Source organism: Desulfuromonas sp. AOP6 (assembly GCF_009731355.2).
GTDB lineage: Bacteria > Desulfobacterota > Desulfuromonadia > Desulfuromonadales > SZUA-540 > SZUA-540.
Window position 1 is genome coordinate 1191711 of the sequence record NZ_AP022810.1, and the last position, 13634, is coordinate 1205344.

Consider the following 13634-nt stretch of genomic DNA (forward strand, 5'->3'; position numbering starts at 1 on the left):
CTGGATCTCTTCATTTCTGGAGGTAAAGGAGAGGTCGATATTGGGCGCAGGCAGTTTCCATGCGGACTGAAGAGGAACAATCTGAGGGGTATACCCCATTGGCACGGAGGTTGCCAATGGCAGGAGAGATCCACGTGACCACGTATCGGTCGTTGTATACCATTCAAGGAGAGAGTGCATGGGTGTTACAAGAAGAAGTTTTCTCAAGGGAAGCGGCTTGGCTGCCGCGGGCCTGGCTGTTTCGGGAAAGCCTGCTCGTGCCGGGGTGGACAGCCCCGAGCTGCGCACGAAGGGCCTGCAGACCTCGACCACCGTCTGCCCGTACTGCGCGGTCGGTTGCGGTATGATCGTTCACACCAAAAACGGTAAGGTTGTCAACATTGAAGGGGATCCGGAACATCCCATCAATCAAGGCGCGCTTTGTTCCAAGGGGAGCGCCCTCTTTCAGGTGGCCAACAACGAACGCCGGCTGACCAAGGTGCAGTACCGCGCTCCCGGCAGCGACCGTTGGGAGGAGAAATCCTGGGACTGGGCAATGAATCGTATTGCCGAGCTGATGAAGGATTCCCGCGACCGCCACTTCGTGAAAGCGGAGAAGCGTAACGGCAAGGAATATGTCGTCAACCGCAATGAGGGCATGGCCTTTTTAGGCGCCGCCGCTCTCGACAATGAAGAGTGCTACCTCTGGGGCAAGTTCGCCCGCGCCATGGGGGTCAGTTACCTGGAACACCAGGCCCGAATATGACACAGCGCCACGGTTGCCGGTCTGGCAGCCTCCTTTGGCCGCGGTGCCATGACCAATCATTGGAACGACATCCAGCACGCGGACGTCATCCTCTGTATTGGCTCCAACCCCGCTGAAAATCACCCGATTTCTTTTAAATACGTCGAAAAGGCGATGGATAATGGCGCGACTCTCATCAGCGTCGATCCCCGCTATACCCGGACCTCCTCCAAGGCCGATATTTATGCCCAGCTGCGTCCTGGCACCGATATCGCCTTTATGGGAGGTCTGATCAACCACGTGTTGCAGAACGACCTGATCCAGAAGGATTACGTCGTGCAGTACACCAACGCTTCCTTCATCGTCGATGACGCCTTCGATTTCAACGAGGGTATCTTCAGCGGCTACAACGCTGAAACCTTCAGTTACGAGAAGGACAGCTGGAAATACAGGACCGACAAGGACGGCAACGCCCTGCGCGACCATACCCTGCAGGATCCCCGTTGTGTCTATCAGCTGATGAAGAAACACTATACCCGCTATACTCCGGCCATGGTCTGCGAGATCACGGGGACGGCCATTCAGGACTATATGGCGGTAGCCCGTACCTTCTGCGCTACCGGGCGGCCCGACAAGGCCGCCACTATCATGTACGCCATGGGAACCACCCAGCATACCTACGGCACCCAGAACGTGCGCTCCTACGCCATGCTGCAGCTGTTGCTCGGCAACGTCGGCATCGCCGGCGGCGGCATCAATGCCTTGCGTGGTGAATCCAACGTGCAGGGGTCGACGGACTACGCCATCCTGTACCACATTCTGCCGGGTTATCTGAAAGTGCCCGACTTCAACCATGTCGACTACGCGACCTATCTCGACAAGGTCACCCCGAAGAGCAGCGACCCCAACAGCGCCAACTGGTGGAGCAATACGCCCAAATACATGACCAGCCTGCTCAAGGCTTACTGGGGTGAGCATGCCACGGCGAAAAATGACTTCTGCTACGACTATCTGCCGAAGAAGAGCGACAACTACTCTTTTATCATGCTCATGGATCGTCTGCAGGCGGGCGGTTTTGATGGGCTCTTCTGTATGGGGACGAACCCCATCGTCGGCGGACCCGATACCAACGCCATCTCCAGCGGTCTGGATCAGCTCAAGTGGCTGGTCGCCGCTGATCTTTGGGAGACGGAGACGTCTATTTTCTGGAAACGTCCCGGCGTCGATCCCAAGAAAATCGACACCGAAGTCTTTCTGCTGCCGGCCGCTTCCAGTGTCGAGAAACAGGGGAGCATCTCCAACTCGGGGCGCTGGGCTCAGTGGCGCTACAAGGCGGTCGATCCTCCCGGTGAGGCGGAAAGTGACGCCTTTATCGTCGACCAGATGTTCAAGCGCCTCAAGGCTCTTTACGAAAAGGGTGGGGTATTTCCCGAACCCATCGTCAATCTGGCCTGGAACTATGGCGACGGCCACGAGCCGGATATCGACATGGTCGCCAGGGAGTGCAACGGCCAGTTCACCCGCGACGTGGAGATCAAAGGCAAGCTCTACAAGAAGGGGCAGCAGGTGCCCAGCTTCGCCTTCCTGCAGGATGACGGTTCCACCCTCAGCGGCAACTGGCTCTACTGCGGATCTTTCACCGAGGCAGGCAACATGATGCAGCGCCGGGGGCTGGAAGATCCTACCGGTCTGGAAATGTATCACAACTGGGCCTGGTGCTGGCCGGTCAACCGTCGCATTCTCTACAATCGCGCCTCCGTTGACCTGGATGGCAGGCCGCTCAATCCGAAAAAAACGGTTATCGCCTGGAACGCTCTCACCCGCAAATGGGAAGGGGATGTCCCTGACGGCGGCTGGGCCCCCATGAATGAGGATGGTACGAAAAATCCTTTTATCATGATCCCGGAAGGCTATGGCCGTCTTTTCGCCGCCGGCCTGGCGGATGGCCCCTTGCCTGAGCACTATGAGCCCATGGAGAGTCCTGTTTCCAACATGATGAGTCCGCAGCAGTGCAATCCGGCTGTCGCTATCCCGGCCAAGCTCAGCAACGTCGACAAGTTCCCCTATGTCGGTACCACCTACCGGGTATCCGAACACTGGCAGGCCGGGGCCATGACCCGTAACCTGCCCTGGCTGGTCGAGCTGGTCCCGGATATGTTCGTGGAAATCAGCGAGCAGCTGGCGGACTGGAAAGGGCTCAAGAACGGGGACGTTGTGACCGTCTCCTCCGAGCGTGGCAGCATTCAGGCCAAGGCGTTGGTGACTTCGCGCATCAAGCCGCTGCGCGTCAGTGGTCGTCTCATCGAGCAGGTCGGTCTGCCCTGGCATTTCGGTTTCGGCGGTATGGCCCGGGGGGACAGCGCCAATGTGTTGACGACGGCGGTGGGTTGCGCCAACACCACCATCCCCGAGTACAAGGCCTTTTTGTGCAACATTGAGAAAGGGGGGAGGGCGGCATGAGTTCGCGCACCGATTTTTCCCAGGATAAAGCTTTTTTGATCGATATGACCAAGTGCACCGGCTGCCGTGGTTGTCAGGTGGCCTGCAAGCAGTGGAACCAGCTGGAGGCGGAGGAGACGTCTTTTTTCAGCGGCGAGGGCTATCAGAACCCGCCCGCCATGTCGGAAAAGACCCTGACCCGCATCAAGTTCCGCGACTACCAGAAGAACGGACAGAACGAGTTCGCCTTCTACAAAGAGATGTGCATGCACTGCAACGAGCCGGCCTGCGCCTCCGTCTGCCCTGTCGGCGCCTTCGTGAAGACGACGGAAGGACCTGTCGTTTACAAGGCCGATCGCTGCATCGGCTGCCGCTTCTGCATGATCGCCTGTCCCTTTGGCATTCCCAAGTACGAGTGGAGCAAGGCCTTTCCGTTGGTGAAGAAATGCACCGGCTGCTACAGCCGCGTCAGAGAAGGGTTGAAGCCCGCCTGCGCCACGGCCTGCCCGACGGCCATTACCTATGGTCCGCGCAAAGAGATGATCAAGGAGGCCGAAAGGCGTCTGACCGAGCATCCGCAGCGCTACATCCACAAGGTCTACGGTAAGGATGAGGCGGGGGGCACCAGCGTCATCTACCTGACGAGCCTGCCCTTTGATGAACTCGGCTTCAAGCCGGTCACCATGCGGTCACTGCCCGGTTATACCTGGCAGGCCCTGCGTCTGGTGCCGGCGGCTTTCCTCGCCGTGGGTGGCGGCTTGTCGGCTATTTCCTGGATCAACCACCGTAAAGAACGTCTGCGGAAAGAACGGGAGGAGGCCGCGACGGCTCTGACTTCTTCCGAGCACAAGGAGGATTAAAGCGATGACTGCCGCCAGATATGTTGTCAATGAAATCAAGGGCTACCACCTGTTTGTCAAGTTTCTCATCGCCCTGGTGGTTATCGCCGCCCTCGCTTCAATGGTCCGTTTCGTCTTCGGGCTGGGCGCCACTACCAATCTTGATGATACCTACCCTTGGGGTCTGTGGATCAGCTTCGACGTCGTCACCGCCGTGCCGCTGGCCGCCGGTGCTTTTACCCTGGGTGCCATCGTCCACTGCTTCAATATCAAGAAGCTGGAGCCGCTGGTGCGTCCGGCCATCGTCACCGGTTTTCTCGGCTATTCGCTCGTCTGTATCGGTCTGCTGCTCGACCTTGGCCAGCCCCACAAAGGCTGGCACGTGCTGCGCTACTGGAATCTGCACTCGCCCATGTTCGAAGTGTCCATGTGCGTCATGGCCTACACGACCGTACTCTTTCTCGAATTCCTTTCGCCCGTAGCGGAGAAGTTCGGCTGGCATGTGCCCCTGCGGGTGTTGCGTTGGCTGGAAATGCCCCTGGTCATTCTGGCTGCGGCCATCTCCACCTTGCACCAGAGCTCTCTCGGCACCTTCTTTCTTATCGCCGTCGACAAGTTGCACAACCTCTGGTACAACCCGCTGCTGCCGCTGCTTTTCTGGGTGAGCGCCATCTCTACTGGCATGGCCATCATCATCCTGGAAGCCACGGCCAGTCACAAGTGGATGGGACAGCCCAACGAAGGAGTGCTGTTGCGCACGCTGGCCCAGATTCTCCCCTGGGCCCTTGGCTTCTATATTGCCCTGCGGATCTACAGTCTGCTGGCACTTTCGGAGGGGCCTTTCTTCGACCGACCCGGACTTACCCTCTCTTTCGTTCTGGAGTTCGGTGTTGGTTTCATTCTGCCTTTCATCCTCTTGACCCTGAAGTCGGTCAGGGAAAATGATCGCAGCCGGGCCATTGCCGCCGGCCTGGTCATCTTCGGCCTGGTGCTCAACCGCTTCAACGTTTCGATGATCGGCATGATGGACCCCAACAATATCTACCTCCCGTCCATCATCGAGACCCTGGTCACCCTGGGTATCATCGCGGCGCATATCCTGTTTTTTGTGCTCATCGCCAAATATTTTCCGATCTTTGAGCACCATCCGGAAACGGTTGACTATTCTCTGCCGGATACTTTCCGCCGTATCGACAGCGCCAAACCGGAGGTGCCTGGCGAGACCGTTTCCTCATCTGGAAACTGAAGTACGTTATTTAGAAAACATTGCAAACGAACAAGGCCCGCAGTTGACAGTGCGGGCCTTGTTCGTTCCGGGAAAGACTGCAATCATTGAAAAGAAGCAGGCAAAGTATTCCTGTCAAAGATTTGGGTAATGACCATAATATCGCCGTCGGGATTGGCGTCATATGGGCGGGTCATAATAACCCATATGGGTCACCATGACCCGCCCTCTGGCTGGGAAAAAAGCCTTTTGACGGCGTTCAAGGGTCGGCATGTTTTCTGCTTTATGGAACTGAGTTTTTACTGTCCCATCGAACGCAAGAAGCGGGGAGATCATATGGAGCAGGGGATCATCACGCGGGTGAATAAAGGGGAGGTCAGCCTCAGCGAGCGTGCCGTCGTGCAGGAATTTCCCCTGCGACTGACGGTCAATGGGCGTGAACTGGCCACCCTGATTGCCTCGCCTCATCAACTCAACTATCTTGTGGCCGGTTTCTTCCGTCTGCAGGGAATGGTCACCACCCTCGACGATATTCTCAGCCTGGGTATATGCAGTGATTTCGGCGCCGCTCGGGTGCAGCTGCGTCAGGATATTCCCCTCGATCTCAGGCCCGTGCTGACCTCCGGTTGCGGAACGGGGATTACCTTCGATTTTCCCGTTGAGATCGCCGAGGCTTCGTCAGCCGTTATTCGAGGCGGGAGGACATTCACGCCCGAAGCGGTTTTATCTCTCATGCGTCAGTTGCAGCACCACGCTGAAGGTTATCGTCGCCATGGCGGCATGCATTCGGCCGCAGTGGGCGATGGTGAGAAGATGCTCCTCTATGCCGAGGATATCGGCCGCCACAACACCCTCGATCGCATCGCCGGCGAAGCCCTTTTCAAGGGGGTCGAGCTGTCAGGTAAGCTGCTGGTTACTTCCGGGAGGGTGTCCACCGAGATGGTGGCGAAGGCGGCCCGCCTTGGTATCGTCGCCATCGCCTCACGCACCTCGCCCACCGACATGGCCGTGCGTTTGAGCGAGCAGGTCGGCATCTGCCTCATCGGCTATGTGCGTGGTGAAACGATGGAGATTTACAGCCAGGCCCGTCGCATGCGTCTCCAGAGTGGTGAACAGCGCCTCGCTGGCGTCACCGGAGTTATCCTGGCCGGTGGGGAAAGCCGCCGCATGGGGAGTGACAAGTCGCTGCTTCCTATCGATGGTGCCCGCTTTATCGATCATATCTACCGGCGTCTGACCCTCCTCTTCGATGAAGTGATTATCGTCACCAACTCGCCCGACCTCTACGCCGACATTCCCTGCCGCAAGGTTCCCGATCTTTATCGCGCCCAGGGCTCCCTGGCCGGCATTCATTCAGGCCTGCAGCATGCAAGCCACCAGCGCATTTTCGTGGTGGCCTGCGACATGCCTCTCGTCTCCCCGGCTGTGGTCCGGCGCCTTTGTCTTGCTGACAGGTCGGGAGATGTCGTCATCCCTTGCGGAGAGCACGGCTTCGAGCCGCTCCACGCCGTCTATGGCAAGGGCTGCCTGCCCGCCATGGAAAAGACGCTGGCCCGAGGGGAGCGACGTATTGTAGCCTTTTTTGAGGAGGTGAGGGTCGCCCAGGTGCCGCTGACGGATTTTGCCGAACTCGATCCGCAGGGACTCTCCTTCCGCAACATCAACACCCCGCAGGAATATTTCCACTTGCGGGAAAAGCAGGTCTCGGGGAATACTGCGAACCAGGTGGATGCGACCAGCATCCGCATGGGGCAGAAAGGATAAGCACCGATATCGGGCTATTTTGGGCCTGCACACAATTCAATAAATAAAATCTCCGAACCGTATCGCCTACAGGGGCAACCCCAGGGCGACCGGTCGTTGGGTCCGGCTGGAAACGGCCGTGCCTCCCTTTTGGAAAGGAGAGCATCCGTAAACCCCACCGGTGGGGTAGTCAGGGGCCTTTTCCAATGGGAAGGCTCCTTTTTTATGGGGATATTCCCCCTCACTACTTCACGGAGTATTTATGAGGATCTGGAAATTTTGTCTGTTGTCTGTTGTCTGTTTTTTGCTGCTGGGCGCTGGCCCGGCCTTGTCGCTGGAACATTTGCGTCTCGCCACCACGACCTCGACGGAGAACTCCGGATTGCTGCGGGCCTTGTTGCCCCCCTTCGAACAGGCACATACCTGCCAGGTCGACGTGATTGCCGTCGGCACCGGCAAGGCCCTCAAACTGGGCGAGGCGGGGGATGTTGATGTGGTGCTGGTGCATGCCCGTGCCCTCGAAGAAGCCTTCATCGCCGCCGGCCACGGGATCGACCGCCGGGACGTTATGTACAACGACTTCGTTCTGCTCGGCCCCCCCGCCGATCCCGCCGGTATCGCCGGCATGGGCGATGTCGCCGCGGCGATGGAAAAAATTGCCGCCTCGGATAGTACCTTTGTTTCCCGCGGGGACAAATCCGGCACGCATCACAAGGAACTCGAACTCTGGCAGGCGGCCGGTCTTACCCCTGCCGGCAAGGGCTACGTCGAGGCCGGGCTCGGCATGGGTGAGGTCATCAATATGGCCACGGAGCTGCAGGGGTATACGCTGGCGGATCGGGGCACCTATGTGGCCTATCGCAGCAAGACGGACCTGGAAATCCTGGTGGAAGGGGACGAGCGCCTGTTTAATCCCTATGGGGTGATCGCCGTCAATCCGCAGAAGCACCCGCATGTCAAAATCGACCTGGCGACCGCTTTCATGGATTACCTGGTGTCTCCCCAGGGACAAGAGATCATCGCCGACTACAGCAAGAACGGCGAGCCTCTTTTCTTTATTTACGCAAAGTAGACGTTCTTGGACTTTATTTTCATCTCCCTGCAGAAAGCCCTGGCCCTGATTCTGGCCTTTGACGGCGAAGTTTTCATCACGGTATGGACCTCGCTCTATACGTCCCTGGTCGCTATCGTGCTGGCCGCGATCGTGGCCATTCCCTTTGGCGCCCTGGTCGGGATCAGCCGCTTCCGGGGGCGGGGACTGGTACTGACCCTGCTCAATACCCTCATGGCCCTGCCGACGGTGGTGGTTGGCCTGGTACTCTACGGCTTTCTCAGCCGCCAGGGGCCCCTGGGGGAGTGGGGTCTGCTCTTTACCCCGGCTGCCATGATTCTCGGTCAGATGGTGCTGGCGACACCCATTGTGGCCAACTACACCCTGGCCGCCGTGGTGGGGGCTGATTCCCGCATTCTGAGCACGGCCCTCACCTTGGGGGCGGGCAGGTTGCGGGGCGTTTGGATGCTGCTGCGGGAAGTGCGTTTTGGCGTCATGGCGGCAGTTATCGCCGGGTTCGGCCGGGTCATCGCCGAGGTGGGCGTGGCCATGATGCTTGGCGGCAATATTCGCCATCATACCCGCACCATGACCACGGCCATCGCCCTAGAAACGAGTAAGGGGGAGTTTGCTTTCGGACTGGCTCTTGGCTTGATTCTGCTCGGGGTGGCGCTTTTCGTCAACCTGGCCATGCATGTTCTGCAACAGAGGTGACCTATGCAACCGATTCTTTCCCTGGAATATATCCAGGTCTCCGTGGGGACAGCCTTTCGCCTGGAAATCGACACCTTGGCTATTGAAGCGGGGGGGCTGTACTGTTTGACTGGCCCGAACGGTGCCGGCAAGACAACCCTGCTGCGCCTGTTGGCTCTGCTGAGTCCCCCGGCGCGCGGCATCCTGCGGTTCGACGGCAGAGCCGTAGTCTATCGCGGCGGCATGGCGGCGGCCAACCTGCGTCGCGAGGTGACTTTGGTCCAGCAGGCGCCCTATCTTTTCCAAGGGAGCGTCTACGACAATATGGCGTTCGGTCTGGACTTGCGGAAAATAGCCTCTGCCCAGCGGCCCGTCCGCATTGCAGCAGCGCTTGAATCGGTTGGGCTGGCGGGATTTGCCCAGCGCTCTGCCAGGGAACTTTCCGGCGGGGAGATCCAGCGGGTGGCTTTGGCCCGCGCTTTGGTGCTGCAGCCCAGGGTGCTGCTTCTCGATGAGCCGCTCGCCAATATCGATGTGGGGCACCTGGGCCAGTTCGAGAAACGGCTCCGGGATCTCTGCACGGAACAGGGTATGACCATCGTCATGTCCACTCACGACCCAGGCCAGCCCGAACGGCTTGGCAGTAAAGTCATTGCACTGGACAGGGGCCGGCTGACCAGTGAGGTATCCTGTCCGCTGAAGAGGGCGATGTGAAGGAGTCTCAAAAATGGTGATAAGTTTCGACGAAGCCCGACAGGTCATTCTGGACCAGGCTCGGCCTCTTGGCAGGGAACGTGTTTCCCTCACTGAGGCCTGCGGGCGGGTGCTGGCCGAGGACATGCGTGCCCCCTGGGATCTGCCGGCCTGGGACAATTCGGCCATGGACGGATTCGCTGTGCGCTCTCAGGATTGCCAGGCCGCTGCGACTCTCCAGATCAGTGGCTATATCCCCGCCGGCGCCCAGACCCACGACAGGGTGGAGGAGGGCTGCGCCATCCGCATCATGACCGGCGCGCCCCTGCCGGCCGGAGCGGACGCGGTGGTGCCCGTGGAAGAGGTTGCCGAGGCAGATGGCACCCTCACCCTGACGGCCAGGGTTGATCCGGGGCAACATATCCGTCGCCAAGGGGAGGATGTCGCCCGAGGCGAGCCTTTTATGCCCGCCGGTAGTCGCCTGCGTCCGGACGGCATCAATCTGCTGGCCTCTTTCGGACAGGCCTTCGTGCCCGTATTCCGGCGTCCACGGGTAGCTATCCTCTCCACGGGAGACGAGCTGGTGGAACTCGGCGAAACTCCGGCGCCGGGACAGATCATCAACAGCAATTCCCTGTCGCTGGCTGCCGCCGTTCGCGAATCAGGCGGCGAACCGTTGTTGCTGGGGATCGCCCGAGATGAGGTGGACTGTCTGCGCGCGAAGCTTGCGGAAGGATTGAAGGCCGATATCCTCATTACCTCGGCCGGCGTGTCGGCCGGGGACAGGGACCTGGTGCGCGAGGTGCTCGCAGACCTCGGTGTGCGCGAACTCTTTTGGAAGGTGGCCATAAAACCGGGGCATCCCACCGCCTTTGGGGTCAAGGACGACTGCCTGGTTTTCTCGTTGCCGGGCAACCCCGTTTCCACTCTGATGACCTTTGAGTTTCTGGTGAAGCCGGCCCTGGGGCGTATATGCGGCGGTGTGGACGCAACAAAACCAAGCGTCCGGGCCGTTTTGCGGGAGTCGACCAAAAAAAAGAAGGGGCGACTGCAATTCATGCGGGTCGCCCTGACGCAGGAGGGGGATGTCCTCTACGCTACCAGCGCCGGGAATCAGCATACGGGGATGGTTTCCACCATGGTTCGAGCCGAAGGGATCGCTGTTCTGCCGGCCGACGCCGACCGCGCTGAAGCGGGAACCCTGGTGGAGGTTCATCTTCTGGGCTAGTTTAGCTACCACTGAAAAGACGCGGTACGAAAAGGATAGATCTGCATGAAACTTTTTGACGGCTTCCACCGCAAAGTCAATTATCTGCGCTTGTCGGTGACCGATCGCTGCAATTTGCGCTGCCGATACTGTATGCCGGCGGCGGGCGTCTCCAAACTCGGCCACAACGATATCCTCAGCTACGAGGCGCTCCAGTGTGTGTCACGGGCGGCCGTGTCTTTGGGTATCGAGAAGATTCGTATCACCGGTGGCGAACCGCTGGTGCGCAAAGGGCTCCTCCCCTTTCTGCATGAGCTCTCGGCCCTGCCGGGCCTTAAAGAACTGGTGCTGACGACCAATGGCACCCTGTTGCCTGAGCTGGCTACCGAATTGAAGGCCGCCGGGGTAAAACGGGTGAATATCAGCCTCGATTCTCTGCAGCCCGACCGTTTTCGCCGTATCACGCGCGGCGGCGACCTGGCTCGGGTGCTGGCGGGAATCGCCGCCGCCGAGGCTGCTGGAATCGCCGTCAAGCTCAATATGGTGGTCATGCGGGGCATCAATGACGACGAAGTGGTGGATTTCGCGGCCATGGCGCACGGCAAAGCGTTGAGCGTCCGTTTTATCGAATACATGCCCAATATTCAGGACGCCGGCTGGCAGGCGCAGATCGTGCGCGGTCAGGAGATTCTGGAGCGCATCGGGAAAAAATTTTCCTATCAGGAGCTGAGGCGCGGCACTCTCTGTGGGCCGTCCCGCGACTACCACCTTGAGGGCGCCAGCGGCAGCATCGGCATCATCACCCCGGTTTCCAACCATTTCTGCGACAGTTGCAACCGTATCCGGGTGACCGCGACCGGGCTGGCGCGTAGCTGCCTTTTTTCCGGCGAAGCCGTCAACCTGCGCCCTGTTCTGCTGGGAGGTGATGTCCAGGCCGTGCAGCAGGTCCTGCTTGATATCGTCAAGGACAAGGTTTCCGGACATCGTCTCGATGATGAAAAAGAGCGCGGTCCGGCCTTCTGCATGTCTTCTATCGGCGGCTAGAAGGCGCTTCATTCACACGAGGAGTAAAACCCATGGAACCATCGGTGGTAGCGGTCTGTATCAGTGAAAACAAAGGCGAACAGAAAAAGCCGGTTGACGTAGCCCTTCTCAAGGAAAACCATGGTATTGTCGGCGATGCCCATGTCGGTGACTGGGACAGGCAGGTCAGCCTGCTGGCCGAAGAGAGTATCGACACCATGCGGGCTAAAGGCTTGAGTCTGGGCTCTGGTGACTTTGCCGAAAACATCGTTACCCGGGGAGTCGCCTTGACGGCCCTTCCCATTGGCAGCCGCCTGACCCTGGGCGAGGCGCTACTGGAGATCACGCGTATCGGCAAGGAATGCCACAGCCGCTGCGCCATCTACTACCAGGCCGGAGACTGCGTCATGCCGCGGGAAGGCATCTTCGCCCGCGTTCTCAAGGGCGGAGTCGTACGGGCTGGCGACCGCATTCAACTGCAAGCGGGCGGTCGCGAATCTTCCAACTGAGGTCATTTTTAACCATTTGCACCCCATCAGCTTACGAAGGAGATAAACATGTTTGGACTCGGTACACAGGAACTGCTCATTATTCTCGTGCTGGTCATGGTCGTTTTCGGCGCCGGCAAGCTGCCCCAGGTCGGCAGCGCCCTTGGCAAAGGCATCCGCAACTTCAAGTCTGGCATTAAAGAAGAGCCTCTGGAAGAGGCGCAGCGCGTCGATGAGTCGTCGGAGAAGAACGCCTGATATTGTCAACCTGAAAAACTATTCTCATGCAGGAGCGAATGATGTCCTTCAACCATTTCGACGAGCAGGGCCAGGCCATCATGGTCGACGTCAGCGCCAAGGAGCCGACGCTGCGCCGCGCTGTCGTTGGCGCCTCCGTCTCCATGAACCCTTCGACGCTGCAGAGTATTCGCCAGGGGGAAATGAAGAAGGGGGATGTCCTTGCCGTGGCCAGGCTGGCAGGGATCGCCGCCGCCAAGAAGACCCCCGACCTCATTCCGCTCGCCCATCCTTTGGCCTTGCATGCGGTGGGCATCGAATTCTTCATTGATGAAGAAAACCACCACATTCGTATCGAGGCGACTGTCAAGGCGGTGGAGCGCACCGGCGTGGAGATGGAAGCCATGGTAGCGGCTTCCGTCGCGGCGCTAACCATCTACGACATGTGTAAAGGGGTGGATCGCGGCATCACCATTGGCGAACTGGCGTTGCTCCTTAAAGAGGGGGGCAAGAGCGGCTTGTATCGAAGGGAAGAGCAGGGATGAAGGCCGTGATTCTCACCATCAGCGACAAAGGCTCGCGGGGGGAGCGAATCGATACCAGCGGTCCGGCCCTGGAGCAGTGGCTGGGCGAGCGGGGGGTAGCAACTGCCGCGCTGGAAATCATCCCTGACGAAGAAACGCAGATCGCCGCCCGCCTGATTCATTGGACCGAGCAGGTTGCGCCCCACCTGCTGTTGACCACCGGCGGCACCGGCGTTTCTCCCCGTGACGTCACCCCCGAGGCCACCCAACGGGTGATCGACCGCCTGATACCGGGTCTAGCCGAACTCATGCGACTCCGCAGCCTGCAGATCACCCCCCGGGCCGCCCTGTCCCGCGCCGTGGCGGGCATCCGTCAGGGCACGCTCATCCTCAATCTCCCAGGAAGTCCCAAGGGGGCTTTGGAGAATCTCGAGGCCGTCTGGCCCGCCATTCCCCATGCCGTCGCCAAAATCCGTGGTGATCAGACGGACTGCGCCATACCCTGACCGCTTTTTTTGCCAAACCCTTTCTTTTCCCCTTTTATGAGCCCTGTTTTTCAGGGCTTTTTCTTTGGGTCGCTTCTGTTTAACGCCTTTGGTGAAATCACCTTCCCCACGGAAAGCGCTCCGTTTATTCCTTTGAAACATTGCCGAGACTTAATTAATGATGAGGCTGTGTTTTGGCTTTTTTCGCGCTTTTGTAGGGGTTTCACCGACAAAAGCTTGCGTTTGTCCTCTCAGGCATTAAA

13 protein-coding genes and 1 riboswitch are annotated in these 13634 nt (G+C 59.2%); all 13 genes read left to right on the forward strand.

The window, feature by feature from the left end; genetic code table 11:
* The first annotated feature begins 178 nt into the window (after positions 1–178).
* Positions 179–3184, forward strand: coding sequence for a formate dehydrogenase-N subunit alpha (gene fdnG, locus AOP6_RS05640; RefSeq protein WP_155875631.1), 3006 nt, complete (start codon positions 179–181; stop codon positions 3182–3184).
* Complete coding sequence (locus tag AOP6_RS05645) at positions 3181–4023, forward strand: 4Fe-4S dicluster domain-containing protein (RefSeq protein WP_155875632.1); 843 nt, start codon at positions 3181–3183, stop codon at positions 4021–4023. The genes fdnG and AOP6_RS05645 overlap by 4 nt, the downstream gene beginning before the upstream one ends.
* 4 nt (positions 4024–4027) lie before the next feature.
* Positions 4028–5248, forward strand: coding sequence for an NrfD/PsrC family molybdoenzyme membrane anchor subunit (nrfD, locus tag AOP6_RS05650; RefSeq protein WP_155875633.1), 1221 nt, complete (start codon positions 4028–4030; stop codon positions 5246–5248).
* Positions 5249–5476: 228 nt separating this feature from the next.
* Complete coding sequence (gene fdhD / locus AOP6_RS05655) at positions 5477–6991, forward strand: formate dehydrogenase accessory sulfurtransferase FdhD (protein WP_225897363.1); 1515 nt, start codon at positions 5477–5479, stop codon at positions 6989–6991.
* Positions 6992–7029: 38 nt separating this feature from the next.
* Positions 7030–7147, forward strand: a riboswitch (molybdenum cofactor riboswitch).
* 85 nt (positions 7148–7232) lie between these two features.
* The gene (locus AOP6_RS05660; protein ID WP_155875634.1) at positions 7233–8042 is read left to right on the forward strand and encodes a substrate-binding domain-containing protein; all 810 of its coding nucleotides are present in this window, start codon (positions 7233–7235) and stop codon (positions 8040–8042) included.
* A gap of 6 nt (positions 8043–8048) precedes the next feature.
* Positions 8049–8735 (forward strand): ABC transporter permease, encoded by a 687-nt coding sequence (locus AOP6_RS05665; RefSeq protein ID WP_155875635.1) that lies wholly within the window; start codon positions 8049–8051, stop codon positions 8733–8735.
* Between the two features lie 3 nt (positions 8736–8738).
* Positions 8739–9428 (forward strand): ATP-binding cassette domain-containing protein, encoded by a 690-nt coding sequence (locus tag AOP6_RS05670; RefSeq protein WP_225897364.1) that lies wholly within the window; start codon positions 8739–8741, stop codon positions 9426–9428.
* Positions 9429–9444: 16 nt separating this feature from the next.
* The gene (glp, locus tag AOP6_RS05675; RefSeq protein WP_155877662.1) at positions 9445–10635 is read left to right on the forward strand and encodes a gephyrin-like molybdotransferase Glp; all 1191 of its coding nucleotides are present in this window, start codon (positions 9445–9447) and stop codon (positions 10633–10635) included.
* A gap of 45 nt (positions 10636–10680) precedes the next feature.
* Positions 10681–11658: a GTP 3',8-cyclase MoaA gene (gene moaA / locus AOP6_RS05680; RefSeq protein ID WP_155875636.1), complete on the forward strand. Its 978-nt coding sequence runs from the start codon at positions 10681–10683 to the stop codon at positions 11656–11658.
* 32 nt (positions 11659–11690) lie between these two features.
* Positions 11691–12146 carry an MOSC domain-containing protein gene (locus AOP6_RS05685; RefSeq protein WP_155875637.1) on the forward strand — a complete coding sequence of 152 codons (456 nt, stop codon included), beginning with the start codon at positions 11691–11693 and terminating at the stop codon, positions 12144–12146.
* 48 nt (positions 12147–12194) lie between these two features.
* Positions 12195–12383 (forward strand): twin-arginine translocase TatA/TatE family subunit, encoded by a 189-nt coding sequence (locus AOP6_RS05690; protein ID WP_155875638.1) that lies wholly within the window; start codon positions 12195–12197, stop codon positions 12381–12383.
* A gap of 41 nt (positions 12384–12424) precedes the next feature.
* On the forward strand, positions 12425–12907 hold the full coding sequence (moaC, locus tag AOP6_RS05695; protein WP_155875639.1) for a cyclic pyranopterin monophosphate synthase MoaC: 483 nt from the start codon (positions 12425–12427) through the stop codon (positions 12905–12907).
* The gene (locus AOP6_RS05700; protein ID WP_155875640.1) at positions 12904–13392 is read left to right on the forward strand and encodes a MogA/MoaB family molybdenum cofactor biosynthesis protein; all 489 of its coding nucleotides are present in this window, start codon (positions 12904–12906) and stop codon (positions 13390–13392) included. Before moaC ends, AOP6_RS05700 begins: the two co-directional genes overlap by 4 nt.
* Positions 13393–13634 lie beyond the last annotated feature (242 nt).

Coding starts and splice junctions, on each gene's coding strand:
- AOP6_RS05660 (WP_155875634.1), top strand. CDS start 7,233: ATGAGGATCTGGAAATTTTGTCTGTTGTCTGTTGTCTGTTTTTTGCTG.
- AOP6_RS05645 (WP_155875632.1), top strand. CDS start 3,181: ATGAGTTCGCGCACCGATTTTTCCCAGGATAAAGCTTTTTTGATCGAT.
- moaC (WP_155875639.1), top strand. CDS start 12,425: ATGTCCTTCAACCATTTCGACGAGCAGGGCCAGGCCATCATGGTCGAC.
- AOP6_RS05685 (WP_155875637.1), top strand. CDS start 11,691: ATGGAACCATCGGTGGTAGCGGTCTGTATCAGTGAAAACAAAGGCGAA.
- nrfD (WP_155875633.1), top strand. CDS start 4,028: ATGACTGCCGCCAGATATGTTGTCAATGAAATCAAGGGCTACCACCTG.
- AOP6_RS05690 (WP_155875638.1), top strand. CDS start 12,195: ATGTTTGGACTCGGTACACAGGAACTGCTCATTATTCTCGTGCTGGTC.
- AOP6_RS05700 (WP_155875640.1), top strand. CDS start 12,904: ATGAAGGCCGTGATTCTCACCATCAGCGACAAAGGCTCGCGGGGGGAG.
- moaA (WP_155875636.1), top strand. CDS start 10,681: ATGAAACTTTTTGACGGCTTCCACCGCAAAGTCAATTATCTGCGCTTG.
- AOP6_RS05670 (WP_225897364.1), top strand. CDS start 8,739: ATGCAACCGATTCTTTCCCTGGAATATATCCAGGTCTCCGTGGGGACA.